Annotated in this window: 23 protein-coding genes; 13 read left to right on the top strand and 10 right to left on the bottom strand. The window is 58.7% G+C overall.

Annotated features, from left to right (window positions below; all coding sequences use genetic code 11):
• Positions 1 to 210 precede the first annotated feature (210 nt).
• A complete protein-coding gene (gene hemB, locus QRN31_RS28360; protein ID WP_285435997.1) occupies positions 211 to 1,185 on the top strand; it encodes a porphobilinogen synthase in 975 nt (324 codons plus the stop codon).
• Positions 1,186 to 1,220: 35 nt separating this feature from the next.
• On the opposite strand, the gene QRN31_RS28355 is transcribed toward hemB, so the two are convergent.
• Complete coding sequence (locus QRN31_RS28355) at positions 1,221 to 2,756, bottom strand: FAD-dependent oxidoreductase (RefSeq protein ID WP_285435996.1); 1,536 nt, start codon at positions 2,754 to 2,756, stop codon at positions 1,221 to 1,223.
• 161 nt (positions 2,757 to 2,917) lie between these two features.
• On the opposite strand from QRN31_RS28355, the gene QRN31_RS28350 reads away from it, so the two are divergent.
• Positions 2,918 to 4,012, top strand: coding sequence for a DUF1615 domain-containing protein (locus tag QRN31_RS28350; RefSeq protein ID WP_285435995.1), 1,095 nt, complete (start codon positions 2,918 to 2,920; stop codon positions 4,010 to 4,012).
• Positions 4,013 to 4,091: 79 nt separating this feature from the next.
• Here the strand turns inward: QRN31_RS28350 and QRN31_RS28345 are convergent, their stop codons facing one another.
• Complete coding sequence (locus tag QRN31_RS28345; RefSeq protein ID WP_285435994.1) at positions 4,092 to 4,493, bottom strand: hypothetical protein; 402 nt, start codon at positions 4,491 to 4,493, stop codon at positions 4,092 to 4,094.
• 317 nt (positions 4,494 to 4,810) lie between these two features.
• On the opposite strand from QRN31_RS28345, the gene QRN31_RS28340 reads away from it, so the two are divergent.
• The gene (locus QRN31_RS28340; protein ID WP_285435993.1) at positions 4,811 to 5,434 is read left to right on the top strand and encodes a glutathione S-transferase; all 624 of its coding nucleotides are present in this window, start codon (positions 4,811 to 4,813) and stop codon (positions 5,432 to 5,434) included.
• A gap of 66 nt (positions 5,435 to 5,500) precedes the next feature.
• Here QRN31_RS28340 and QRN31_RS28335 read toward each other — a convergent pair whose 3' ends face one another.
• Positions 5,501 to 5,941: a CBS domain-containing protein gene (locus tag QRN31_RS28335; protein ID WP_090186012.1), complete on the bottom strand. Its 441-nt coding sequence runs from the start codon at positions 5,939 to 5,941 to the stop codon at positions 5,501 to 5,503.
• A 261-nt stretch (positions 5,942 to 6,202) separates the two neighbouring features.
• Between QRN31_RS28335 and QRN31_RS28330 the strand changes: the two genes are divergently transcribed.
• Positions 6,203 to 8,563, top strand: a complete 2,361-nt coding sequence (locus QRN31_RS28330; protein WP_285435992.1) for a DNA polymerase II — start codon at positions 6,203 to 6,205, stop codon at positions 8,561 to 8,563.
• Here QRN31_RS28330 and QRN31_RS28325 read toward each other — a convergent pair.
• The 3 genes from QRN31_RS28325 to QRN31_RS28315 all read right to left on the bottom strand — a co-directional run bounded on the left by QRN31_RS28325 (position 8,528) and on the right by QRN31_RS28315 (position 11,162).
• The gene (locus QRN31_RS28325; protein ID WP_285435991.1) at positions 8,528 to 8,998 is read right to left on the bottom strand and encodes a DUF1810 domain-containing protein; all 471 of its coding nucleotides are present in this window, start codon (positions 8,996 to 8,998) and stop codon (positions 8,528 to 8,530) included. The two genes, QRN31_RS28330 and QRN31_RS28325, sit on opposite strands and share 36 nt — an antisense overlap.
• Positions 8,999 to 9,028: 30 nt before the next feature.
• The gene (locus QRN31_RS28320) at positions 9,029 to 9,850 is read right to left on the bottom strand and encodes an aldo/keto reductase (RefSeq protein WP_285435990.1); all 822 of its coding nucleotides are present in this window, start codon (positions 9,848 to 9,850) and stop codon (positions 9,029 to 9,031) included.
• Between the two features lie 163 nt (positions 9,851 to 10,013).
• Complete coding sequence (locus QRN31_RS28315; protein WP_285435989.1) at positions 10,014 to 11,162, bottom strand: aldose epimerase family protein; 1,149 nt, start codon at positions 11,160 to 11,162, stop codon at positions 10,014 to 10,016.
• 252 nt (positions 11,163 to 11,414) lie between these two features.
• Between QRN31_RS28315 and QRN31_RS28310 the strand changes: the two genes are divergently transcribed.
• The 5 genes from QRN31_RS28310 (at position 11,415) to QRN31_RS28290 (ending at position 17,617) form a co-directional block, all read left to right on the top strand.
• Positions 11,415 to 12,164, top strand: coding sequence for a hypothetical protein (locus QRN31_RS28310; protein ID WP_285435988.1), 750 nt, complete (start codon positions 11,415 to 11,417; stop codon positions 12,162 to 12,164).
• 255 nt (positions 12,165 to 12,419) lie between these two features.
• Positions 12,420 to 13,205: a sulfite exporter TauE/SafE family protein gene (locus QRN31_RS28305; RefSeq protein WP_285435987.1), complete on the top strand. Its 786-nt coding sequence runs from the start codon at positions 12,420 to 12,422 to the stop codon at positions 13,203 to 13,205.
• 183 nt (positions 13,206 to 13,388) lie between these two features.
• Entirely contained in the window at positions 13,389 to 15,119 is a 1,731-nt protein-coding gene (locus QRN31_RS28300) for a PAS domain-containing sensor histidine kinase (protein WP_285435986.1), read from the top strand.
• Positions 15,104 to 15,493 (top strand): response regulator, encoded by a 390-nt coding sequence (locus tag QRN31_RS28295; RefSeq protein ID WP_285435985.1) that lies wholly within the window; start codon positions 15,104 to 15,106, stop codon positions 15,491 to 15,493. The genes QRN31_RS28300 and QRN31_RS28295 overlap by 16 nt, the downstream gene beginning before the upstream one ends.
• 9 nt (positions 15,494 to 15,502) lie before the next feature.
• Positions 15,503 to 17,617: a putative bifunctional diguanylate cyclase/phosphodiesterase gene (locus tag QRN31_RS28290; protein ID WP_285435984.1), complete on the top strand. Its 2,115-nt coding sequence runs from the start codon at positions 15,503 to 15,505 to the stop codon at positions 17,615 to 17,617.
• 15 nt (positions 17,618 to 17,632) lie between these two features.
• Here the strand turns inward: QRN31_RS28290 and QRN31_RS28285 are convergent, their stop codons facing one another.
• Positions 17,633 to 18,001 (bottom strand): VOC family protein, encoded by a 369-nt coding sequence (locus QRN31_RS28285; protein WP_222587722.1) that lies wholly within the window; start codon positions 17,999 to 18,001, stop codon positions 17,633 to 17,635.
• A gap of 180 nt (positions 18,002 to 18,181) precedes the next feature.
• Between QRN31_RS28285 and QRN31_RS28280 the strand changes: the two genes are divergently transcribed.
• Together QRN31_RS28280 and QRN31_RS28275 are read left to right on the top strand one after the other, a co-directional pair.
• Positions 18,182 to 18,745: a DUF4174 domain-containing protein gene (locus QRN31_RS28280; protein WP_285435983.1), complete on the top strand. Its 564-nt coding sequence runs from the start codon at positions 18,182 to 18,184 to the stop codon at positions 18,743 to 18,745.
• Between the two features lie 350 nt (positions 18,746 to 19,095).
• On the top strand, positions 19,096 to 19,473 hold the full coding sequence (locus QRN31_RS28275) for a DUF6124 family protein (protein ID WP_285435982.1): 378 nt from the start codon (positions 19,096 to 19,098) through the stop codon (positions 19,471 to 19,473).
• An 81-nt stretch (positions 19,474 to 19,554) separates the two neighbouring features.
• On the opposite strand, the gene ampC is transcribed toward QRN31_RS28275, so the two are convergent.
• The gene (gene ampC, locus QRN31_RS28270) at positions 19,555 to 20,721 is read right to left on the bottom strand and encodes a class C beta-lactamase (protein ID WP_285435981.1); all 1,167 of its coding nucleotides are present in this window, start codon (positions 20,719 to 20,721) and stop codon (positions 19,555 to 19,557) included.
• 162 nt (positions 20,722 to 20,883) lie between these two features.
• On the opposite strand from ampC, the gene QRN31_RS28265 reads away from it, so the two are divergent.
• Positions 20,884 to 21,762: a LysR family transcriptional regulator gene (locus QRN31_RS28265; protein ID WP_285435980.1), complete on the top strand. Its 879-nt coding sequence runs from the start codon at positions 20,884 to 20,886 to the stop codon at positions 21,760 to 21,762.
• A gap of 130 nt (positions 21,763 to 21,892) precedes the next feature.
• Here the strand turns inward: QRN31_RS28265 and gudD are convergent, their stop codons facing one another.
• Both gudD and QRN31_RS28255 read right to left on the bottom strand, forming a co-directional pair.
• Complete coding sequence (gene gudD, locus QRN31_RS28260; protein WP_285435979.1) at positions 21,893 to 23,236, bottom strand: glucarate dehydratase; 1,344 nt, start codon at positions 23,234 to 23,236, stop codon at positions 21,893 to 21,895.
• Positions 23,237 to 23,260: 24 nt separating this feature from the next.
• Positions 23,261 to 24,607: an MFS transporter gene (locus tag QRN31_RS28255; RefSeq protein WP_285435978.1), complete on the bottom strand. Its 1,347-nt coding sequence runs from the start codon at positions 24,605 to 24,607 to the stop codon at positions 23,261 to 23,263.
• Between the two features lie 281 nt (positions 24,608 to 24,888).
• On the opposite strand from QRN31_RS28255, the gene QRN31_RS28250 reads away from it, so the two are divergent.
• Positions 24,889 to 25,602, top strand: coding sequence for a FadR/GntR family transcriptional regulator (locus QRN31_RS28250; RefSeq protein ID WP_285435977.1), 714 nt, complete (start codon positions 24,889 to 24,891; stop codon positions 25,600 to 25,602).
• Positions 25,603 to 25,785 lie beyond the last annotated feature (183 nt).

The following is a 25,785-nucleotide window of genomic DNA, read 5'->3' as shown; positions in this document are numbered from 1 at the left end:
CGAGCTTGCTCGCGATAGCGGACTATCAGCCACAGTGATTTTGGATGAAACACCGCTATCGCGAGCAAGCTCGCTCCCACAAGGTTCTGTGGTGGATGCTGGATTATTGCTGGACCGGTAATGGTTTGTTCCGCGCCTCAGGTGTGTACCCCACACCTCGCAAGGCATAAGCTTCGCCCCCTACGACTTTTGTCTTGTTCAGGAAACCCCATGTCCAGTCAGTTCCCCGAAGCACGTCCACGCCGTCTGCGCCGCAATGCGAGCCTGCGCAGCCTGTTCCAGGAAACCGAGTTCAGCTTGAACGACCTGGTGTTGCCGATTTTCGTCGAGGAAGAAATCGACGATTTCGTGCCGATCAAAAGCATGCCCGGGGTGATGCGAATCCCCGAGTCGAAACTGGCCGGCGAGATCGAGCGCTATGCCCGGGCCGGGATCAAGTCGGTGATGACCTTCGGCGTGTCGCATCACCTGGACAGCAGCGGCAGCGACACCTGGAACGATAACGGGCTGGTGTCACGCATGTCGCGCATTGCCAAGGACGCTGTGCCGGAGATGATCGTGATGTCCGACACCTGTTTCTGCGAGTACACCGATCACGGCCATTGTGGCGTGCTGCACAACCACGAGGTCGACAACGACCAGACCCTGATCAACCTCGGCAGACAAGCGGTAGCCGCGGCACGTGCCGGTGCGGATGTGATCGCGCCGTCAGCGGCCATGGACGGCCAGGTCCAGGCGATTCGCCGGGCGCTGGATGAAGCCGGTTTCACCCAGACCGCGATCGTGGCCTATTCGACCAAATTTGCTTCGGCGCTTTATGGCCCGTTCCGTGAAGCCGGCGGCAGCGCCCTTAAAGGCGACCGCAAAAGCTACCAGATGAACCCGATGAACCGCCGCGAAGCGGTGCGCGAATCGCTGATGGACGAGCAGGAAGGCGCCGACGCGCTGATGGTCAAACCGGCTGGCGCCTACCTGGACATCATCCGCGACATCCGTGAAGTGTCGCGGTTGCCGCTGTCGGCGTATCAGGTCAGCGGCGAGTACGCGATGATCAAATTCGCCGCGCAGGCCGGGGCGATCGATGAGGTTCGGGTGGTGCGTGAAAGCCTGGGGGCAATCAAGCGGGCCGGTGCGGACCTGATCTTTACCTACTTTGCGATGGACCTGGCCCTGGCCGGGATCTAATTCCCAGCGCAAAACAACTGTGTAATGGAGTGGACTCAGGCGCTGCCAAAAAACGGCCGGATCCCGTGGTGCTTGAAATACCGCTCGATCACCTTCGGGTCAGCACAGGTTTCGGCAATCGCCACATACGTGTCCGGGCGCAACAGGTAAAACCCGTTGCGCCCCAGACCTGCGGCTTCAAACGCCGGGCGCCAATCGAATACGTGCAGCGGCAGGTGATGCTCGATGCACCAGTCAATCATCTCGTCGCTGGTGTCGCCGTAGACATGCACCTGCCAGGTAGGACACTTCAATGATTCGAAATTGTCGCCCTCACCGTCGTGAGCCCAGGGCAGGCGATCGCCGCCATGAACGTGACCGGCGACGCCCGTGCTCAAGGGCGTCCCGCGATAATTGAGGGTGATTTGCGACACCGTGCGAAACAGAAATTCGCGGGACGTTTCGAACGAGGCCATTTTGGGGATCACGAACGGTGCCAGGCGTGTGCGCAACAAATCGGCCAGGCGGCCCTCGGCGGTGACGAACGTGAATACCCGATCGGTGGTGGTCACCAGTTTGCGGGCAAAGGCAATGCGCTCGGTTTCGTAAGTGTCGAGCAGGTTGGCCGTCGCGCCACCACTCAATACCGCTGCCAGTTTCCAGGCCAGGTTGATGGCATCGCCGATTCCGGTGTTCATGCCCTGACCACCCGCCGGGCTATGGACATGCGCGGCGTCTCCCAAAAGAAACGTGCGACCGCTGCGAAAGTGCTCCGCCACCCGATGATGCACCCGATAGGTCGAGAACCAGTTCACCTGATCGATCTGCACTTTCATATGTTCGATGGCCCGGCTGCTGACGTCTTCAAACTGCAGGCTTTCAACCCGGTCGGCGCGTTCATCACGCACGGTGCCGATCAAACGGGCGCGACCTTCACCGGCCAGCGGAAACACCGCGAGAAAGTCAGCTTCGTCGAGGTCTACGTGCAGTTCGCCATTGAACGTCGGCCCACGGGCCTGCACATCGGCAACGTAGAAAATCTGCTGGTAAGTGCCGCCGGGAAAACCAGTGTCGAGGGTCTTGCGCACCATTGATCGGGCGCCATCGCACCCGGCCAGATAACACGCCTGGCAGACTTCCTGTTGACCGTCGGGCAAGCGCAGCCTGACGCTGATGCCATCGCCGGTGTCTTCGAAACTCTCAAGTTCAGTGTTGCGTTCGACCTCGACGCCGAACTTTTCAAGGCGTTCGATCAGCAACCGTTCGTGCTCGTCTTGAGGGAATATCTCGAGAAAGGCGTAAGGCGTCAGCCCCTCACCGATGCGCGTCAGCGGCAAACGCGCCACGGGCTCGCCCTTGACCCAGAAATTCGCCGCGCCGACGCGATGGCCGTTACGGACCACGGCATCGCTGAGGTCGAGCTGACGGTAAAGTTCGAGCGTCCGCGCCTGCACCGCCAGCGCCCGCGACGTGGTGCCAGGCGCTGACGTCTTGTCGAGAATCCGCACCCGAATCCCCAGTTTGCTCAGCCACAGCGCCAGTACCAGCCCGGTCGGGCCGGCACCGACGATCAGTACATCGCTACGGTTCATGAGCCTGTCCTCTTCGGTGTGAGGTTCAAGTATGGTTCAGCCCGGTGGGTTGGTCAGGTCGCGTATACCCAACGGGAACAGCGAGGAACGGCAAGAGTCATAGCCTGCACCATGCCATTGATCGTATGGTGATCCCCGCTCAATGGATTTGATGGAGCAACATGCAAGCCAATCGATTGATCATGAGTCTCGCGGCTCTGCTGGTGCTGGCGGGCTGTGGCACCCAGCGCCCGCAGGAACCGCCTGCCCGCAAGCCTGCCGAGGTCAAGGCCGAGATCGTGCGCCTGCTGCCGGCGAAAACGGTTGATCGCCAGGGCTGGGCCACGGATATCTACGCAGCGTTTGCCGCGCAAAACATCTATCCATCGACCCAGAACCTGTGTTCGGTGCTCGCGGTCACCGAGCAGGAGTCGACGTTTCAGGTCGATCCACCTGTGCCGGGCCTGGGCAAGATCGCCCGCGACGAGATTGACCGCCGTGCCGCCAGCGCGCACATCCCCAGCCTGTTGGTGAGCGGTGCCCTGCAGGTCCGTTCCTCCAACGGCAAAAGCTACAGCGAGCGGCTGAATGCGGCGCGCAGCGAACAAGAACTCAGCGCCATCTTCGACGACTTCATTGGCATGGTGCCCATGGGGCGGACCCTGTTCGGCGGGTTCAATCCGGTGCACACCGCAGGTCCGATGCAGGTCAGCATCGACTTCGCCGAGCAACACGCGAAGGAGTATCCGTACCCGATGAACAGCACGATCCGTCATGAAGTGTTCACTCGTCGCGGCGGTATGTATTTCGGCATCGCCCATTTGCTCGGGTATCCGGTGAGCTACAAACAGCCGCTGTATCGCTTTGCCGATTTCAACGCCGGTTGGTACGCCAGCCGCAATGCGGCGTTTCAGAACGCGGTGAGTCGCGCCTCTGGCATTCCACTGGACCTGGATGGCGATCTGGTGCGTTACGACGCGATCATGCCGGGCACCACGGAGTTGGCGGTGCGCACCCTGGGCAAGCAATTGGGTATGCGCAATACGACCATTCGAAATCAATTGGAGGAGGGCAAGAACCTTGGGTTTGAGGACACTCAACTCTATGCGCGGGTTTTCGAGCTGGCCGAAAAGGCTGAAGGTCGACCATTGCCGCGTGCGGTATTGCCGGGGATTGAGCTGCAAAGCCCGAAAATCACTCGCAAGCTGACGACAGCGTGGTTTGCCAAGCGGGTCGATGAGCGTTACCAGCGCTGCATGGACCGTGCGGGCAAGTGACCGAGCGCTGATAAACAGGCATAAAAAACCCGGCGGATGAGGCCGGGTTTTCATTGAGTCCTGCAGTGAAACGACGCATTTATGCAGCGCGGCTTTCGATCAAACGATCCGAGCCACCTTCGGCGACGCGGTTCTCGATCAAACGATCCGAACCGCCTTCTGCAACACGATTCTCGATCAAACGGTCGGAACCACCTTCGGCAACACGTTTTTCGATCAAACGATCCGAACCGCCTTCTGCAACACGATTCTCGATCAGTCGATCCGAACCACCTTCAGCAACGCGTTTTTCGATCAGACGGTCGGAACCACCTTCGGCAACGCGTTTTTCGATCAGACGATCCGAACCACCCTCAGCCACGCGACTTTCAATCAGACGATCGGAGCCGCCTTCAGCGACAACCGGGTGAGTCGAAGTAGCGGCGAAAGCGTTAACTGCAAAAACCGAGAAAGCGATGCTGAGGAAGAGTTGGCGTTTCATGGTGGTGTGCTCCAGGGGGTCGTTGTTTTGTATGGAGCCGATGTTACGCCGCGGATTTTTTATGAGAACTTCATTGAGGTGATGGTGACCATTGACGGCAATGATAGGACCTGCGGGGTCCCTGCGCGGGCGTGATGGTTCAGTCGTCGGGTCGTCTCGGCAGGGGCGAGCGGCGCTTCTACACTGGTTAGCTGGCACATGCCTTCGCCAGACCCCGGGCCAAGGCAGCCAACGCCCTGATTCACTCAACGGCAGGGAACGAGCCGGCAAACCGCGCCTCTACTGACTGTAACCTTGTCCCGCCAGGAGGCAGCACCATGTATCAGCTCTACGGACACCAGAACTCCGGCGCCGCCGCGATCGAGGCTGCACTTGAACTCTGTGAAATCCCTTATCGCTTCATCGATGTCGAGTCGTCACCGGAGGCCGCCAAAGCCCTGGAGAAGCTCAACCCGCTCAAGCAGATTCCGACCCTGCAACTGCCCGACGGCAGCATTCTCACCGAAAGCGCGGCGATCCTGATTCACCTGGGGCTGGCGTTCCCCCAATCGAACCTGCTGTCGAGCGACCCGGCCGAGCGTGATCAGGCGATCCGTGGCCTGGCGTACATCGTCAGCAATTGCTACGCGGCCATCGGCATCATCGACTACCCCGAGCGCTGGTTGATCGAGGCGGATGCGGCGTCCAGGGAAAATCTCATGGCCGGTGCCCGCCGGCGGTTGCACTGGTGTTGGGAGGTATTTGCCGATCAGTTTTCCGGCGAGTTGTATCTGGACGACGAGACGCCTGGCGCACTGGATGTGCTGGCAGCGGTGGTGACGCGGTGGGCGGGCAGTCGGGAGCATCTGCGCCATGCCCGACCGGGCTTCTACGCGTGGCTGACGCGAATCGACCGGCACCCGACGTTGGCACCGGTCTTTGCCCGGCATTGGCCGAACTGAGGAACATCAACAATCAATGTGGGAGCGAGCAGGTTCGCTCCCACAGCCAGTACGGTGTTTCTTCAATCAGTCGCCGCGAATGTACTGCTCCAGTTGGCGGATCAGCTCAGCCTGTTCGGCAATGGCTTCCTTGACCAGGTCGCCGATCGACAGCAAACCGATCAACACGCCGTTTTCCACCACCGGCAAGTGCCGCAGGCGTTTGTCGGACATGATGCCCATGCAGGTTTCGACGGTTTGGTGGGTGTCCACCGTGATCACCGGCGACACCATGATGTCTTCGACCGGTGTACCCACCGAGGAGCGGCCCTTGAGCACGAGTTTGCGTGCATAGTCACGCTCGCTGATGATGCCCACGACTTCGCCATTTTTTACGACGGGCAATGCGCCGACGTTTTTCGCGGCCATGACCATCAGCGCTTCCAGGACCATTTGATGTGGCGCAATGGTGTGGACTTCGTGATTCTGTTCAGCCTTTAACTTCAGCAGTTGGGCGACGGTTTTCATGGCGGTTTCTCAGGTGTTGTCGTTGTTCTTGAAGAATCGTAGACCCAAGCGCTGAGGGCAAGCCACAAAGCGGCAGAAAACGCTCAAAAAACGCCATTCAGCGGTTTTTCTTTGGTAAACCTGAATATTCCATCGTTGTTCACGAATCCATAGGCTGAACTCAATCCTGTGTGAGCGAACCTGTATCCACCTCGCAGAGAAGGCCATCAACCGCAATGACGCGTAGAATCGCCACCTGAATCAAATCTTGAGGTTGCAGTGGTGGATTTACAGCAGGGCTTCGTCCTGACCCGGCATTGGCGCGATACACCGACCGGTACGCAAGTCGAGTTCTGGCTGGCGACCGATGCCGGCCCCCAGCGAATTCGCCTGCCTCATCAACCGTCGGTGGCGTTCATTCCGGCGGCACAGCGCGAGCAGGCCGAAACGGTGTTGCGCGGCGAAAAAAACGTCGAGCTAAAACCGTTGGCCCTTCTGGATTTCGAGCACCGTCCAGTGCTCGGCCTCTATTGCCAGCAGCACGGCCAGTTGATGCGCCTGGAAACCGCGCTGCGTAAAGCAGGCGTCGAGATGTTCGAAGCCGACGTGCGCCCACCGGAACGCTACATGATGGAGCGTTTCATCACGGCGCCTGTGCTGTTCGGTGGCACGCCAGACGCCGATGGCCTGCTGCTCGACGCACAAATGAAGCCCGAGCCCGGCTACCGACCGACTCTCAAGCTGGTGTCCCTGGACATCGAAACCACTGCCCAGGGCGAGTTGTATTCCATTGCGCTGGAAGGCTGCGGCGAGCGTCAGGTCTACATGCTTGGCCCGCCCAATGGCGACGACAGCGAAGTGGATTTCCAGCTCGAATACTGCGACTCGCGAACCCTGCTGCTGAAAAAACTCAACGAATGGTTCGCCCGCCATGATCCCGACGCGATCATCGGCTGGAACGTCGTGCAGTTCGACTTGCGCGTGCTGCACCAACACGCCCGGCAGTTGGGCGTGCCGCTGAAACTGGGGCGGGGTGGCGAAGAGATGCAATGGCGCGAACACGGCAGTCGCAACCATTACTTCGCCGCTGCCGCCGGACGGCTGATCATCGACGGCATCGAGTCGCTGCGTTCGGCAACCTGGAGTTTCCCCTCGTTCAGCTTGGAAAACGTCGCGCAAACCCTGCTCGGCGAGGGCAAGGCGATCAGCACGCCGTACCAGCGCATGGACGAAATCAACCGCATGTTCGCCGAGGACAAACCGGCCCTGGCCAAGTACAACCTCAAGGACTGCGAGCTGGTGACGCGGATTTTCGCCAAGACCGAACTGCTGACCTTTCTGCTGGAGCGTGCCAGCGTCACCGGTTTGCCGGCCGATCGCAGCGGTGGCTCGGTCGCAGCGTTCACTCACTTGTACATGCCGCTGATGCACCGTCAGGGCTTCGTCGCACCCAACCTCGGGACCAAGCCCGCGCAGGCCAGCCCCGGTGGATTCGTCATGGATTCGCAACCGGGCCTGTATGAGTCGGTGCTGGTGCTCGACTACAAAAGCCTCTATCCCTCGATCATCCGCACTTTCCTGATCGACCCGGTGGGGCTGATCGAAGGTTTGCAACACCCTGACGACAGTGAGTCCGTGCCGGGCTTTCGCGGTGCGCGTTTTTCCAGAACCCGGCATTGCCTGCCCGCCATCGTCGCCCGGGTAGCCGAAGGTCGCGAGACCGCCAAGCGCGAACACAACGCGCCGCTGTCGCAAGCCTTGAAAATCATCATGAACGCTTTCTACGGCGTACTCGGCTCCAGCGGCTGCCGTTTCTTCGACACGCGATTGGCGTCGTCCATCACCTTGCGCGGTCACGAGATCATGCTGCGCACCCGCCAGTTGATCGAAGCCCAGGGCCACACGGTGATCTACGGCGATACAGACTCGACGTTCGTCTGGCTGCGTCGTGCCCACGGCCAGGAAGAGGCCGCGCAGATCGGTCGTGCGCTGGTGGACCATGTCAACCAATGGTGGCGCGAGCATGTGCAGCAGGAATACGGGCTGCAAAGCGCTCTGGAATTGCAGTTCGAGACTCACTACACGCGGTTTTTGATGCCGACCATTCGTGGGGCCGAAGAGGGCAGCAAGAAGCGGTATGCCGGGCTGGTCATTCGTGCCGATGGCACTGACGAAATGGTCTACAAAGGCCTGGAAACCGTACGCACCGACTGGTCACCGCTGGCCCGGCAGTTCCAGCAGGAGTTGTACTCGAGGATCTTCCATCGCCAGCCTTATCAGGATTACGTGCGCGATTATGTGCGCAAGACCCTGTCCGGCGAATTCGACGACCGCCTGATCTACCGCAAACGCCTGCGCCGCACCCTCGATGACTATGAGCGCAATGTGCCGCCTCACGTCCGCGCGGCGCGTATCGCCGACGACTACAACGACCGGCAGGGTCGCCCCCGGCAATACCAGAACGGCGGCTGGATCAACTACGTGATCACCGTTGCCGGGCCCGAACCGCTGGAGATCCGCAGTGCCCCGATTGACTACGACCATTACGTCACCCGCCAACTGCAGCCGGTGGCGGATGCGATCCTGCCCTTTGTCGACGACGACTTCTCAACCCTGGTGGGTGGGCAAATGGGCCTGTTTTAGGTCCAGTAGCGACACCGTCCAGGCATCCGGTACTCCATGAAAGTACTGATCCAGCGCCTGATGGAACACGCTGCCCTTGGGCGAAAACTGGGCAAACAGCGTCATCGAGGAATGGAATTTCAGGTTGTCGGGATGACCGAAAATCTCGGCTATCGAGCGATTTTTAATGTCCAGGACCAGTTGCGTGCAGGTGCGCAGGCGCGTTCCCAGTTGTGGGTGTTCAAGGTAGGCAAGCGCCTCTTCGCGGGAGCGGATCGCGAAATGCCGTGACATCTCGCTGCCACCCAGGCCGGCTAACTGCGGGAAGATAAACCACATCCAGTGACGACGTTTTTGACCGTTACGCAGTTCCTCCTGAACCCGATCAAACACGGGGTCCTGAGCCTGAACGAACCGTGGCAAATTAAAAGCATCGAGCTGATCGGTGCTTCTCATGCAGAAGTCCTCTGACAACACCGCGATGGCTTAGACCATGGCCAACCGCTGTTTGCGTTGTGGCGCGTGAAACGCTTGGTCCAGCGCCTTCAAGTCCTCGTCTTCGAGCCGCAGTTGCGCGGCCTGCGCATTCAGTTGCACATGTTCGGTTCTGACCGCTTTGGGGATGGCGATCACATCAGGCGTGCGCAGTATCCATGCCAGTGCAACCTGGGCGGGGCTCACCCCGTGACGGGCGGCAATCTGTTTGAGTGTCGGCTGGGCCAGCAGTTGCCCGCCCTGACCGATAGGGCAGTAGGCCATCAATGGTTGATGATGCTGCTGGCACCAGGGCAGCAGATCAAATTCGATACCGCGCTCTTCCAGGTTGTAGAGCACTTGATTGGTCGCGCAGGCGGGTGAGGCCAGCTCTTGAAGGTCATCCACGTCGAAATTGGACACGCCCCAACGACCGATCTTGCCTTCTTCACGCAGGCGTTCGAAGGCGTCGACGGTTTCCTCAAGCGGATACTGGCCACGCCAGTGCAGCAGGTACAGATCGATATAGTCGGTATTCAAGCGTCGCAAGCTGCGTTCGCAGGCCTGCGGGATGCCTTTACGGCTGGCGTTGTGCGGGTAGACCTTGCTGACCAGGAAGACCTTGTCGCGCATTCCCTCGATGGCTTCACCCACCACTTTTTCCGCGCCACCTTCGGCGTACATTTCAGCGGTATCGATCAGGGTCATGCCCAACTCGATGCCCAGGCGCAAAGCGGCGACTTCCTTGGTGTGTTGCGAGGGATCTTCTCCCATGCGCCAGGTGCCTTGGCCGATGACCGGTACGTTGACGCCGGCCAATTCGAGGGTACGCATGAAAATCTCCTTATTTTGAATCGAAGCATACTCTTTGATTGGCAGCAAAATCCTCAAGTGGTTCCGTAACGCAGGCAGCCGCTGCCGAGCCTTCGGGCCGGGATCGATCGATCACGGTGCCCTCAGGCTTGTGGCGGCGGCAGGATTGCGTGTCGTGGGATGGTCAGTTGGCCGAAAATTTCAGCACGGTATTTTGGGTATAGGCCTTGCCCGGGTCGAGTCGTGTGGACGGGAAATTCGGCTGGTTCGGCGAGTCCGGGTAATGCTGGGTCTCCAGGGTAAACGCGCCCCAATGCGCATAGACTTTGCCAGCCTTGCCCTTGACCGTGCCGTCGAGGAAGTTGCTGGTGTAGAACTGCACGCCCGGTTCCGAGGTGTAAAGCTGCAAGCGGCGGCCCGATTGCGGATCCCTGACATCGGCGGCGAGTTGGCTGACGTCACCCTTGGCGTCCAGCGCCCAGTTGAAATCGAAACCACCCTGTTTCGGTTCGGCGAACTTCAACTGCGGGTGATCGGCCTTGATGTTTTTGCCAATGGCGGTTGGCTGGGTGAAGTCCATCGGCGTGCCACTGACCGGGGCCAGTTCGCCAGTGGGAATCAGCTTGCCGTTGACCGGTGTGTAATGGGTCGCGTGCAGGGTCACGAGTTGTTTGAGTACATCACCGTTGCCGGCACCGGCGAGGTTGAAGTAGCTGTGGTTCGTCAGGTTCAGCACCGTTGGTTTATCGGTGGAGGCCTTGTACTCGATGCGCAGCTCATTGTTCTCGGTGAGGCTGTAAGTGACCTCGGTTTTGAGGGTGCCGGGAAAACCCATTTCTCCGTCCGCCGACACATGCGTCAGGGTCACGCCCACCGAATCCTTGCCTTTGCTCGGTTGGGCTTTCCACACGTGCTTGTCGAAACCCTGCGGGCCGCCGTGCAGCGAGTTTGAGCCATCGTTGAGCGGCACCTGATAGCGCTTGCCGTCCAGTTCGAAGGCCCCATTGGCCAGGCGATTGCCAAAGCGCCCGATGGTCGCACCAAAGTACGCCGTACCGCCCTGATAGCCCTGAACGTCGTCAAACCCCAGTACCACATCGTCGAATTTGCCGTTTTTGTCCGGCACCTTCAACGACTGCAAAATCCCGCCGTAGGTAATCACCGTGGCCTGCATGCCGTGGCTGTTGCGCAAAATGTATTGCTCGACGGGGCTGCCGTCACGGGTCTTGCCGAAGGCTTTGTGTTCGCTGGACAGGCCGGCAGCCTGGGTGGAGAGGGTGGCAATCATCAGGGACAGTCCGAGGCCGCAGAGTGGGTAACGGGATTTCAACATGGTTGATCTTCCTTTTTGTTATTTTTAGCAAAGTAGTAATACTAATTTTCGATTTTCAATGCCAAGCAAGGAAGGATTTATAGCTGATATACGTTATGTTGCAATTATAAAGTATGACTAATTAGGCGGGGGTTCTCTCGGCAACCAACGTTTATGGACCATCGGCACTGCACTTTTTGCGCATTGACGGCTCTATCCATGGCCAGCCTGCGGTGATTCCCACCATCGGCCAATGCCCAAGTCCAACTGCCCATGGCCCAGGTTTTTGCCCTTTCTGCCTCACTGAGCCGTCGTCATTGCCTGCTGCTGGCGGGCCTGTCGATGCTCTTTGCCACTGGTTGCAGCCAGCAGCAGGGCAGGGACATCGTCACTCAGTTCCGCGAAGGCACCCCCCAAGAGTTTCTTCAGACCAGTGTCGACCGCATGGCGACCCTGACGATGCGCGACAACCTCGACAGCCTCTACTTGCTGATGAGCAAGTTGTATTTGCGCAACCCTGATGAGTTGAAAAAGTCCGGCTTTCTCGATGCCAGAACGGCTGGCAAGCAAGTGCGCCTGGCCATTGAACAACAGCAGCCACTGCCAACCCTGGGCGGCAAGAAAGACCTGGCGGCGCTGAGTTATGCCATGAGCCCGGAATTTCTCGGCGACCGGGTCGGCGCTTTCATCTACGCCATCGGCAGCATGCTGGTCACCGCTCATGGCAACCGTGTCGAGTTTTACGTGACCGATGCGATCAACCCGATGTTCGTCAACAACGCCGCACGCAATATCGAGAAAGCCACCTGGATCTTGAGCCATCGACAAAACAAAAACGGCGAGCCCTTGCTGTTTTCCAATGAAATTTCGGAAGAGGGCAGCAACCTCAGTTTTGCCGTGGAATTCGGCAAGATCGTCGCGCGGCTGGACCTGCTGACGCAGATGCTGGACGAGCGCTACCGACGGATCGGCCTGAATTACGCCCAGAGTTTGCTGTTCTTGAATTTCTTGCCGGTGCAGTAGATCAATCCCACCGCACTAACTGACACAACAGATTCCCTTGTGGGAGCGGGCTTGCTCGCGAATGCGGTCGAACACTCAACAAAAATGTTGGCTGACAGTCCGCTTTCGCGAGCAAGCCCGCTCCCACAGGGAATTGAGTACACATGACACATGGTGTGTTGTGGAATAAGGATAGTTCGCATCGATATAACTGGTTATAAGAAAAATCGCTATGCTGCGGGCCAGATTTCTCATGCGTTTTTTGTGGGCGTGTTAATGGATTTCGTTAACTTCGGGTTGGTAATTGCAGGATTGGTCGTGGGCTTCATCGTCGGCATGACCGGCGTGGGCGGCGGTTCGTTGATGACCCCGATCCTGCTGTGGTTCGGGATCAATCCGGCGACGGCGGTGGGCACGGACCTGCTGTACGCGGCCATTACCAAATCCAGCGGCGTGCTGGTTCATCGCAAAAACAACAACATTGACTGGGCGATTACTGGCTGGCTGACGCTCGGCAGTGTGCCTGCGGTGGCGCTGACGCTGTGGTTCCTCAGCCAATTGCAGACATCGCCCGAGGCGATGAACGCGGTCATCAAGCAGGCGCTGGGCTTTGTGTTGTTTGCCACGGCGTTGGCGATTCTCTTCAAGAAACGCCTGCTCGACTTCGCCCACAAACGTGCAGGCGGCCACTACAACCCCAGCGGTAAGCGCCTCAATGCACTGACGGTCGTTACCGGCCTGGTCCTGGGCACCATGGTCGCGCTGACCTCCATCGGCGCCGGCGCCTTGGGCACCGTTGCGCTGTTCATCCTCTATCCACTGCTGCCGACCCGACGTCTCGTCGGAACGGAGATCGCACATGCCGTGCCGCTGACCCTGGTCGCCGGTCTGGGCCATGCGAGCATGGGCAACATGGATTGGCACGTGCTGGGCTTCTTGTTGCTCGGTTCGCTGCCGGGGATTTATATCGGTAGTCACCTCACGGGTCGAATCTCCGATGAAATACTGCGCCCTTGCCTGGCCACGATGCTGTTGCTGATCGGCTACAAACTGGCGTTCTAGTGTGCACCCCATCATCAAATCTTGATGGTCTGAAAGTCTAACGAAAGCTTCCCGGCTTACCCTCACTGCAGAGCCTCTGCTATCGTGTAAAAACCTCTGGTCGCTCATTCGGGCGATTCCCGTAAGCACGCTTTACGGCACCGTCATCACGGTCAGGTTCGCGAGTTAACGGGAAACGAATCATTGGACACGCCGCCAGTAGACCATCCGCACCCCGAGCCTCTGTCTCGCGCTGAGAAGATTGTCGAGTTTCGCCGGCAGAAAACCTTGCTCAAGACCGGCGCCCTTCAAGACGCAATCTTTAACAGTGCCTACTTTTCCAGTATCGCCACCGACGAAAAAGGCGTTATCCAAATCTTCAATGTCGGCGCCGAGCGCATGCTCGGTTATCAGTCTGAAGACGTGGTCAACCGGATCACGCCGGCCGATATCTCCGACCCTGCCGAATTGATCACCCGCGCAGCCGCCCTGAGCCTTGAACTGAAGACACCGATCACGCCAGGCTTCGAAGCACTGGTATTCAAGGCTTCCCGCGGTATCGAAGATATTTATGAGTTGACCTACATTCGCAAGGACGGCAGTCGCCTCTCGGCGATGGTGTCGGTCACCTCGTTGCGCGACAGCACGGAAACCATTATCGGTTACTTGCTGATCGGCACCGATAACACCGCGCGCAAACAGGAGGAAGCGGCCCAGGCCCTGCTGGATCAGCGTTTGCGCGATCAGCAGTTTTATACGCGCTCGTTGATCGAGTCGAACATCGATGCCCTGATGATGACGGATCCGCAGGGCATCATTTCCGACGTCAACAAACAAATGATGGCGCTCACCGGCCGTACCCGGGACGAATTGATTGGCGCACCCTGCAAAAACTTTTTCACCGATCCGGCGCGCGCCGATGCGGCAATCAAACGCGTGCTCAGTGAAAACAAAGTCAGCGATTACGAACTCACTGTGCGCGCTTACAACGGCACCGAAACCGTTGTGTCCTATAACGCGGCGACCTTTCACGACCGTGACCGCAAGTTGCAAGGTGTGTTCGCGGCTGCCCGTGATGTGACTGAGCGCAAGCGTTTCGAGCGTACGCTGGAAGAAAAGAATATCGAGCTCGAACATGCCAGCCACATGAAGTCCGAGTTCCTCGCCACCATGTCCCATGAACTGCGCACGCCGTTGAACGCCGTCATCGGCTTTTCCGAAGCACTCAGGGACGGCATGGTCGGAGACATGACCGAGACCCAGCGCGAATACATAGGCGACATTTTCAACAGCGGCCAACACTTGCTGTCGCTGATCAATGACATCCTTGACCTGTCCAAGGTCGAAGCCGGGATGATGAAGCTGGAGCTGGAGCCCGTTGAACTCCAAGGTTTGCTGAGCAACAGCCTGCTGATCGTGCGTGAGAAAGCCGCACTGCAACGCATCCAGTTGAAACTCGACGCCGATACCGAATTCGGCAGCTTTGAACTTGATTTGCGCAAGACCAAACAGATCATCTACAACCTGCTGGCCAATGCCGTGAAATTCAGCGCGCCAGGAGGAGTGGTGACATTGGCGGTGCGCCAGGTGACGCGTGCACATGTCGGGACGCTCGAAGGGGATTGGCCCGTGCAGGGTTTCCCGATCCCGGACAGCGGTTTCGAGCAGTTTCTGGAGTTGAGTGTCAGCGATACCGGCATTGGTATCGCCCAGAGCAATATGGACAAGTTGTTCAAGGCATTCAGCCAGATCGACAGCAGTCTGGCACGTAAATTCGAGGGCACAGGCCTGGGGTTGGCGATGGTCAAGCAATTGACCGAGCTCCATGGCGGCAGTGTCGCGGTTGCCAGTCTTGAAGGAGCAGGCGCCCGATTTGTGGCGTGGTTGCCTATCCGTCGTTCAATCAATGTGGAGGCGCCGTGGCTGAAATCCTGATCGTCGAAGACAACGCCGCCAACATGCGCCTGGCCCGGCTGCTGCTCACCAGTGCCGGCCACAGCGTCATATGCGCGGCGGATGCAGAAACCGGCCTGAAGCTGGCACGCGAGCTTCAGCCGGCGCTGATTCTCATGGACATCCAGTTACCGGGAATTGATGGCCTCAAGGCCACCTCATTGCTCAAGAGCGATGCGCTGACAGCAGCAATTCCGGTAATTGCGCTCACCGCCATGGCCATGAAAGAAGATGAAGAAAAAACCCGTCTGGCGGGGTGTAACGCTTACATCATCAAACCTCTGCGCTACAAAGAGCTCTACCGGGTCATCGACACGTTGCTGCAAAACAATCTGCCTCAACAGCCCTCTACTTGAGCTCTCTACATGTCGGACACTTGCGCTACTTTATTGATCGTTGACGATGAACCCCATGTCTGCAAATTGTTGCAGGTGCTATTACAGCATCAGGGGTATCAGACGTTAACAGCCCACTCGGGCGAAGAAGCTCTTCTGGCGGTCGCGCAACAACCGCCGGACTTGATCCTGCTCGATATCATGATGCCGGGCATGGACGGTTTCGAAGTTGCCCGCCAGCTCAAGACGAACAAGGCCACGTCAAACATCCCGATCATCATGCTGTCCGCTCTCGGTGAGCACAGTGCGCGTATTTCCGGCCTGGAAGCAGGCGCCGAAGATTTCCTCAGTAAACCCGTGGAAAGTGCCGAGTTGTGGCTGCGGGTGCGCAACCTCTTAAGGCTCAAGACCTTTGGCGATTACCTGAAAAACCACAGCCTGATGCTGGAAGAGCAACTGCAACAGCGCACCATCGACCTTGAACGTTTTCGTTCGGCCATGGACGTGTCGGGTGACGCTATCTTCCTGATCAACCGCAGCACCATGCGTCTGATCGAGTTCAACCGACATGCCTGCCAAGTGTTTGGCTACACCCCGCAAGAGCTCTTGTGCAAGACACCGGCCGATCTCGGCGAAGACTCCATCGAACAGCTGGAGGCTTTATATGATCAGATCATCGCCGGCAGAGGCCCCAGCGAAGCCACGGAAACGCGTATCCGCTGCAAGGACGGCAGTTTCCTTCCGGTAGAAGTTCACCGCCAGGCTTACAAAACCGGGGATGACTGGATCATCGTCGGCATTGCGCGAGACATCACTGCGCGTAAGGAAACCGATCAGCGCATGCTGAAAATGGCCCATTACGATACGTTGACCGGGCTGCCCAATCGCAACCTGTTTTTCACCACGTTGCAAATGGGCCTTACCCAGGCGTCGCTCAGTCATTGGCAGCTGGCGGTGGTGACCGTCGACCTGGACGATTTCAGTAGCGTGAACGAAACCTGGGGCCACCTGTTGGGTGATCAAATGCTGGCAGAGCTGGGGCAGCGACTGACCAACTGCCTTAATGTCAGCGACACAGTGGGGCGCATGGACGGTGACGAATTTGCGTTGATCCTGATGATTCGCGAGGGCCAGGCAGATCCCCTGCAAACTGTCGAGCGCATACGCGAGACGCTGCGCGAGCCTTTTCTGCTCGACGGGCAGTCGACGGCGATGACCGCCAGTATCGGCATAGCGCTGTACCCAAATGATGGGGACGACGCACACGGGTTGATCAAACACGCGAACACCGCCATGCACCAGGCGAAGAAGGTCGGTCGGGACACTTTTCGTTTCTACACGGCACAAATGAATGTGGATGCATCGGCGCGGCAAGAGATGGAAATCGCCTTGCGTGAGGCCGTGCAACAGCAGGCGTTTGAGCTGTTTTACCAACCCAAGATTGGCTTGGTCGACGGCCAGGTGTGCGGACTGGAGGCCTTGTTGCGCTGGCCACGTCCGGGGCAATCCAATGTCTCTCCGGCGGTGTTCGTGCCGATGCTGGAAAACCTCGGGCTGATTAGCGAGGTCGGCAATTGGGTGATTACCTGTGTGTGCAAGCAAATCGCCGAATGGCGAAGCGCAGGGAAGGGGCCTCTCCAGGTAGCGGTCAACGTCTCCGGCCAGCAGATCATCGAAGGTGATCTGATCGACAGCATCCGGCAGGCGCTGATCGACCATCGGATCGATCCGCACTGGCTTGAAATCGAGCTGACAGAAAGTTCGTTGATGGAAAACACCTCGCACACCATTGCCAGTTTGCAGACCCTGCAAAATCTGGGGGTGAAGGTCTCGATCGACGATTTTGGCACCGGCTATTCAAGCCTTGCGTACCTGCGACGATTCCCGATCGACAAACTTAAGATCGATATCGCCTTCATCCGTGAAGTGACCAGCCACCCCCAAGACGCCGCTATTGCCAGGACGATCATTGAGTTGGCGCACAGTCTCAATCTGCAAGTGATCGCCGAAGGGGTGGAGACCCCTGAGCAACTGGCATTCCTGCGCGCGAACGGTTGCGATCAGGTGCAAGGCTATCTTTTCAGCCGGCCACTGCCGATCAAGGAGTTGGAGGAATTTCTGCGCGTGCGGCAGTGTTTTACTTGAGCAAGGCTGCTTACATCACTCACGGGTGAAAATCTCCAGCAGATGCCCGTCCGGGTCATCGAAATACACCCGTCTCCCGCCGCCGTAGTCATTGATTTCGTTTGGTCGCTGTTTGCCGGGATCCGCCCACCAGGTTTGCTGGCGTGCTTGCAGGCGTGCGAACGCCGCATCGAAATCCTCGTCGCCGATTAAAAAAGCGTAGTGTTGGGACGCGATCGGCGGGTCGTTGTTGTAGAAATCCAGTGACACGCCATTGTCGAGCTTGACGATCAGCATCGGCCCGAACGGTTGCGCGCGGGGCAGCCCAAGCATTTCCGTCAGATAGTTTGCGGAGGTCTGTTTGTCACGACACCAGACGATGGTGTGATTCAACTGAGCGCTCATGGCGTGGTCCTCACGGCGGTTCAGGCGGGTCTTCTTGAACCATGAGATTAGCCCAGCCTGTTGCGCAATGACCGGCCTGACCTAAGCTTGGGTCAAGGCGAAACACATTTGCGGTGCGTCACCCGGAACGATCACCGCGATGCGCGATCATTAGAGCGTGGATATCAAAAGGAGATGCGCATGCTCATCAGGTCTTTGGTCCTGACTACACTGCTGGCTTTAGCCGGCCCCTTGCTCGCCGCCGATGATGGCTCACCTCTGGATATTGATAAGGGCAGGTCCCGGGCATTGATTGTCATTGCTCCCAGCACCGTCGACCCGGTGTGGGTAGGGCTGAAAAAGTCGCTGAACGATCCGGCCAACAAGGACGGTGTCGCCCAGCGCAACATCAGGGTGTACACGGTGTTGAACATGTTCGGCCAGCTCGATGGCAAGGATCTCGGTCAACAGGACACCATGGCCCTGATCCGCTCGCTGAAGCTCGGTGCGGGGGCGTTGCCCAAAGTCATCCTGGTGGGCAAGGACGGCGAGAAGAAGTTCGAGAGCTCTGGGGAAGACTCAAAATCGGTCGATTTGAAGAAGATTTTCGACACCATCGACGCCTTGCCAGCGGCCGAGAAAGAAGCCGCCGCGCCAGCGGTCGCGACCCCCGTTGCAGCCGAGCCGGCTGCCAAGGGCGCCAAGGGTACAAAACCGGGTAAACCGGGCAAACCCACCAAGCCGCCTGAAATGCCCGATGATTGAACACAATGGCGTCCGGCTTGAACCCGGACGCCTTGTTGAGCGCATCCTTACCGTTGTCGCATTCGTCGACAATCTCATGGCCTTCACAGGCATCAGAGATTTCCTGCAAGACGTGTCGCCCATTTTTGCACTGTGACTACAAAAAAACCGGGTGTCGCGCGCATAGGCGTATTGGTTTCATTGGTCTCGGAAATTTCCTGCAAGTCCTGTCGGAATGCGTGAACTGGATTCTGTCAGAACGCGCCGTTAGCCTTCGTCAGCCACCGCACATATCGCGGTCGGACGTGGGAGTCCGCAACACTGAGGGATCCAGGGACGAAAACACCAATGGCCAGAAAGGAGCCTCGTCTATGAAGAAGTTCGACAAAAATGATGTGCAACGCCCCACCGACGCCAGTCGCCTCAAGCTCGTCCGGCTCGGCGAAACGAGCGGGCGCGACACCAACATTCGTGTGCGCAAGCCAAGGCGTTCCGTCCCGATCAACCAGATTCTCACGATTGCCCCTGGCGTCGACACGCTCACGCTCTTGCATCAGGCCAGCGAAACACTCGCTTCACTGAATGCCGTGATTGCGAATTTTGCCCACAAGCTGGACGGCTCGAACCGGGCAATGTTGGGAGCGATTCAGCAGTTGGCGGGGATAGCGCAGTTGTTGGTAAATCAGGCTCGGGACAATCTTGATCCGGGACACGAGACGCCTGACGATCATTCGCCGACTCGGCATTGAGCTGACGTCGTTACAAACAATGGGCGACCTTAAAGGGTCGCCCATTTTTATTGCGCGAAAAATGGGGCGGGGCGCGTTTGATTACTCAGTGAGGGCGCTCACTATTTTGTGCGCCAATCTGATGCGCTCCGGGTTCGGGTAATTTTTGTTCGCCAGAATCACGATACCGATGTCTTTCGACGGCACGAACGCGATGTAAGCGCCGAAACCACCCGTAGACCCTGTCTTGTTGAACCATGCCGTGTCTTGCGCAGGTTGCGGCGGGTTCAGCCACTGGACTTCTTGCGCCTGCATCGCCATTTCCGTCGAGTTGCCGGTGAGCAAAGTATCGAGGCTGGCCGGATAGGGGTAGAACTCCCAACCCAAGCCCTGAGTCATCTCGCCCACGGTGTAGTAACCGCTGTGAGTGAGGGCGATTGCTTGCTGCAACGGTTTTTCCAGCGTCGCCGGTTTCAGGTTTGCTTCGACATAACGAAGCAAGTCCGCAGCGCTGGTTTTCACCCCGTACGCCTGCGAATCCAGCGCCCCCGGGCTGACCCGCACCGGTTTGTCATCCTTACTGTAACCCTGGGCGTAAAGCCCCATTTGATCTTGCGGCACGTTGAGGAAGGTGTGCTTGAGCCCCAGTTGCGGCAGCAAGGTTTTTTCCATCAATTCATCGTACGGCTTGCCCATGCCTTTGGCCGCCAGATAACCGGACAGCCCAAGGCTGGGGTTCGAATACAGGCGGTGGGTGCCCGGGGCGTAAACAGGTTTCCATTGTTGGAAGTAGGCGAGCATTTTGTCTGGATGATCGGCTTCGTCAGGGAACTGCAGCGGCAGTCCGCCAGCCGTGTAAGTGCCGAGTTGCAACACGCTGATGGTGTCGAACGCGCTGCCGCGCAACTCGGGCCAGATCTGGCTGGCCCGGTCAGACAAGGACAGTTTGCCGCTGACCTGGGCGTAGGCAACCAGCGTGGTGGCGAAGGTTTTGCTCACCGAGCCGATTTCGAACAGGGTGTCTTTGCTGACCGGTTTGCCGTCCTCTTTCGAGGCCACGCCGTAGTTAAAGTAATGCTGCTGGCCGTTCTGGGTAATCGCGATCGAAACCCCGGGGATATTCTGTTGCTGCATGATGGGCCCGATGGCCGCTTTCACCAAGGCATCGAGTTGAGCGTCGGACTGAGTCGCGGCGATACAGTGGCCGGCCCCCAGCAATAGTGTGAGAACGCTGCAGGACGCGAGTCTTGGTCGATTGATTTTGAGCATGATGTGAACCACTCTCCATGAGTTGTCATGACGTTAACCGCTGCACTGCAAACGGTTTTGCAACACCGTACCGTTAACGGGCGGGGTAAATCTAGGCAGTCGACCCGCAATCGACAAACGATGATATTTCGGGTTAGCCATTAGAAAAATTTGGGAGTAGGCATGATTCGACCTCATCTGCCGCTGAATGCATTACGCGCCTTCGAGGCTTCCGCGCGCCATTTGAGTTTTACCCGGGCGGCGGTGGAGCTTTACGTCACGCCCGCGGCAGTGAGCCATCAAGTCAAAAGCCTTGAGGCCCAGCTTAACGTGACACTGTTCAAGCGCTTGCCCCGTGGCTTGATGCTGACCAGTGAGGGGGAGACTTTGCTGCCGGTGCTGCGCGAGTCTTTCGACAGAATTGCCGACACCCTTGGGTGTTTCGAAGGCGGGCATTTTCGGGAAGTGGTCACCGTAGGCGCCGTTGGGACGTTCGCGGTGGGGTGGCTGTTGCCGCGACTGGCGGATTTTCAGGCGAAACATCCGTTCATCGATTTGCGCCTGTCGACCCACAACAACCGGGTGGACGTGGCGGCTGAAGGGCTGGATTACGCGATTCGATTTGGCGCCGGAGCGTGGCACGGGATCGAGGCGTCAAAGCTGATGGAAGCGCCATTGTCGGTGCTTTGCGTTGCGCAAATCGCCGAGCAGTTGCGAGAGCCGGTCGACGTACTCAAGCAGACGCTGTTGCGTTCCTATCGCACGGACGAGTGGCCCGAGTGGTTTCTGGCTGCCGGGTTGCCGCCGCATACGCCACCACCCAGGAGCATCGTCTTCGACTCCTCGCTCGCCATGATGGAGGCCGCGCTACAGGGTGCAGGTGTGGCCTTGGCGCCGCCGCTGATGTTTGCCCGGCAATTGGCGACAGGGGCGATCGAGCAACCGTTCGCTATTGGCATCACCACCGGCAGCTACTGGCTGACCCGCTTGCAGTCGCGGGCGGAAACAGCGGCGATGACGGCGTTCAAGGAATGGCTGCAGCAAGCGGCCAGGACGAACTGACGAATACCATTGCCCCTGTAGGAGTGAGCCTGCTCGCGATGGCGGTGTAACAGTCAACGATGATGTTGAATGTTATGGCCTCATCGCGAGCAGGCTCACTCCCACAGGGGGGTTTCGGTGCTGCGAGGGTCTAGCGCACCAGGCACGGCCGCTTGTTATCGAACTTCCATCCTGGAATCAGAAACTGCATGGCCACGCTGTCATCGCGCGCGCCCAGGCCCATGCCTTTGTACAACTCATGGGCCTTGGCCAATTGGTCCAGGTCCAGTTCAACCCCCAGCCCCGGTTTTTTCGGCACCTGCACGCAACCGCCGACGATTTGCAGCGGTGCCTTGGTCAGGCGCTGGCCGTCCTGCCAGATCCAGTGTGTGTCGATGGCGGTGATTTCACCTGGCGCGGCCGCCGCGACGTGGGTGAACATTGCCAGGGAAATGTCGAAGTGGTTGTTGGAGTGCGAGCCCCAGGTCAGGCCCCATTCGTGGCACATCTGCGCCACGCGCACCGAGCCCTGCATCGTCCAGAAGTGCGGGTCGGCCAACGGGATGTCCACCGATTGCAACTGGATCGCGTGGCCCATTTCCCGCCAGTCGGTGGCGATCATGTTTGTCGCGGTTTTAAGGCCAGTGGCGCGGCGGAACTCAGCCATGACTTCGCGCCCCGAATAGCCGTTTTCAGCGCCGCACGGGTCCTCGGCATAAGCGAGCACGCGATGCTGGTCGCGGCACAGGCGAATGGCTTCCTTGAGTGACCAGGCGCCATTCGGATCGAGCGTAATGCGCGCCTCGGGAAAGCGTTCAGCCAGCGCGGTGACGGCTTCGATTTCTTCATCGCCGCTGAGTACGCCGCCCTTGAGTTTGAAGTCCTTGAAGCCGTAGCGAGCGTGCGCGGCTTCGGCCAGGCGCACCACCGCGTCGGCGGTCATGGCTTTCTCATGACGCACGCGGAACCAGTCGTTGTCGGCATCCGGTTCGCTGCGATAAGCCAGGTCGGTCTGGTTGCGATCGCCCACATAAAACAGATACCCGAGCATCTTTACTTCATCGCGCTGCTGGCCTTCGCCGAGCAGGGCGGCGACCGGCACGTCGAGGTGCTGGCCGAGCAAGTCGAGCAGGGCGGCCTCAAGGCCGGTGACCGCGTGAATGGTGATGCGCAGGTCGAAAGTTTGCAGGCCACGCCCGCCGGCATCGCGATCGGCGAAGGTCTGGCGAACCTGATTGAGGATCTTCTGGTACGTACCAATCGGGCTGCCAACCACCAGCGAGCGCGCATCTTCCAGCGTTTGGCGAATACGCTCGCCCCCCGGCACTTCGCCGACACCGGTGTGGCCGGCGTTGTCCTTGAGGATCACGATGTTGCGGGTGAAAAACGGCCCGTGGGCGCCGCTCAGGTTGAGCAGCATGCCGTCATGACCGGCCACCGGCACCACTTGCATGCTGGTGATGATCGGGGCTTTTGCGGTGTCTTGTGCGTTCATTGTCATGTCCTTGTAAATCGCGATTCAGGCGTGGTTGGGCGTTGGTTTGCCCAGCGCAACGGCGGGCGCCGTTTTGGGTTTGTTGCGTGCGGCGAAGACGATGATTGCCGCGATGATCGACGTGGCAGCCAAGCCGTACAGCCCGCCCTGAATCGAGCCGGTGTGTTCTTCGAGCAGGCCGAAAGTGGTGGGGGCGACGAAACCGCCGAGGTTGCCCACCGAGTTGATCAACGCGATTACACCGGCAGCGATCCGTGCATCCAGGTAGGCCTGGGGTATTGGCCAGAACAGTGAGGACGCCGATTTGAAACCCAGCGCAGCAAAGCAGATGGCGACAAACGCGAAGATCGGCCCGCCCGTGGTGGACATGAACATCCCGGCGGCGGCGATCAGCAGTGCGGCAGCGACCCAGGCTTGCTGGTGCTTCCATTTGGCCGACAGCGAGGCAAAGGCGTACATGCCGACGATCGACAATAACCACGGAATCGAGTTGAACAGCCCGACCTGAACGTCGCTCAGGTCACCCATTTTCTTGATGATGCTCGGCAGCCAGAAGGTTGCGGCATAAATGGTCAGCTGGATAAAGAAGTAGATCAGGCAGAACAGGATGATCTGGCGATCCTTGAGCAGCGTGCCCAACGACGGTTTGATCGGCGTCGCGGCTTCGCGGGCCAGTTGTTCGTCATCGATGGCCTTGACCAGAGCGTCTTGTTCGGCGCGGGTCATCCATTTGGCGTCATGGGGTTTGGAGTCGAGCCAGAACCAGACGAACACGCACAGCCCGACCGAAAACATCCCCTCGATGAAATACATCCACTGCCAGCCGTGCAGGCCAAATCCACTGACTTGCAGGAGCAACCCGGACAGCGGGCCGGAGATCAGCGAAGCGATGGCCGAACCGCTGAGAAAGATGGCAATCGCCTTGCCGCGCTCAACGCCTGGCAACCAGCGGGTGAAGTAATAAATCACCCCCGGAAAGAACCCGGCTTCGGCCACGCCGAGCAGGAATCGCAGGATGTAGAAGTGGGTTTCGTTCTGGATGAAGGCCATGCAGGCGGCTACCAGGCCCCAGGTCAGCATGATCCGGGTCAGCCAGATGCGTGCGCCGACTTTTTGCAGAAGCATGTTGGAGGGGACTTCGAACAGCGCGTAACCGATGAAGAACAGACCGGCACCGAGGCCGTAGGCGGCAGCGCCTATGCCCAGGTCTTGCTCCATGTGGGCGCGGACGAAGCCGATGTTCACGCGGTCAATGTAATTGACGATGAACATGATGACGAAGAGCGGCAGGACATGGCGTTTCACTTTCGAGATGGCGGATTTCAGGACCGAATCGGCGCCGTCGTGCATCCCGGATATGGATCTAGTCACTTGGTTTTCTCCCACTGATTATTTTTATGCGGGGTGAGGCTAGGGTGCTGCGTGTTGATAGACATCATACAACTAGGTTTTTTCGGTGCGCAAGCGCTTAGATCCAACGAAATAGCGCTATAGGCGCAGTTATCTATATTTTTTTCCTTTGGGGTGGCCTGTTGTTGACTTTGAAATGTGGCCTTTCTTGAGTGTTGTCATACAAGTTGAGCGAGCTTTTCTTGAGATTCCAGTGGGGCTCAGTGCTACGATTCCGATAGCCCCGCCATCGGACGATCACCATGCAAGAAGACCTCGACGCGCCTGCCCGCAAGCGCACCCACAATCTGGCTCACGACCTGGTGGCCAAACTGACCCAGAGCATCTTGCTCGGCCAGATGCTGCCGGGGGACAAGCTGCCGTCGGAGAACACGATTGTTCAGGAGCACGGGGTCAGTCGTACCGTGGTGCGTGAGGCAATCTCGAAGTTGCAGGCCTCGGGCCTGGTGGAAACCCGTCACGGTATTGGCACCTTTGTGCTGGAACGCGCACCGGAGCAGGGGTTGCGACTGAATGTCGATACGGCCCTCGGGGTGCGTAGCATTCTGGAGTTGCGCATGGGCCTGGAAACCCAGGCCGCGGCGCTGGCGGCGATGCGTCGCACCGATCAGCAACTGGCGCAAATGCGCGAAGCGCTTGATGACTATCAGAGTCTGCTCGCTAACAACGACAGCTGTGTTGAAGCTGACAAGCGTTTTCACCTGTTGATTGCCGAAGCCACGGGTAACGTGTGCTTCACTGAAATCATGCAGCACTTGGGCAGTGCGATGATTCCGCGTACCCGGGTCAATGCGGCCGAGCGTGGTGCGGCGGATTTGAGCAAGCTGGGGCAGCTCGCGAATCTTGAACATGAGGCGATTCTAAACGCCATCAAGCGTCAGGACCCGGACGCGGCGCGCGCCGCCATGTGGCTGCACCTGACCAACAGCCGTGACCGGTTTTCGGCGGGTGTCTGACAATTGTTTGTCTGCTTGATAGCACCCAGCGGCTAATGCTGTTTACGTTAGAAAGTTTTGAGGTTGGGGTTGGCTTTGGGTACATATCCGTTGCTGCGGTAACGGCGGCTTAGGGTTCCGCCCTGACGGCGGGTCACTTGGAGAAGCGCCAAGTAACCAAGCGCTTTTGCCCCTGACGTTCGG

This window comes from Pseudomonas sp. fls2-241-R2A-110 (assembly GCF_030209165.1).
In the GTDB taxonomy this organism is placed as follows: Bacteria; Pseudomonadota; Gammaproteobacteria; order Pseudomonadales; family Pseudomonadaceae; genus Aquipseudomonas.
Note: the sequence above shows the minus strand (reverse complement) of the source record. Positions and strands in the feature narration are given on the sequence as shown.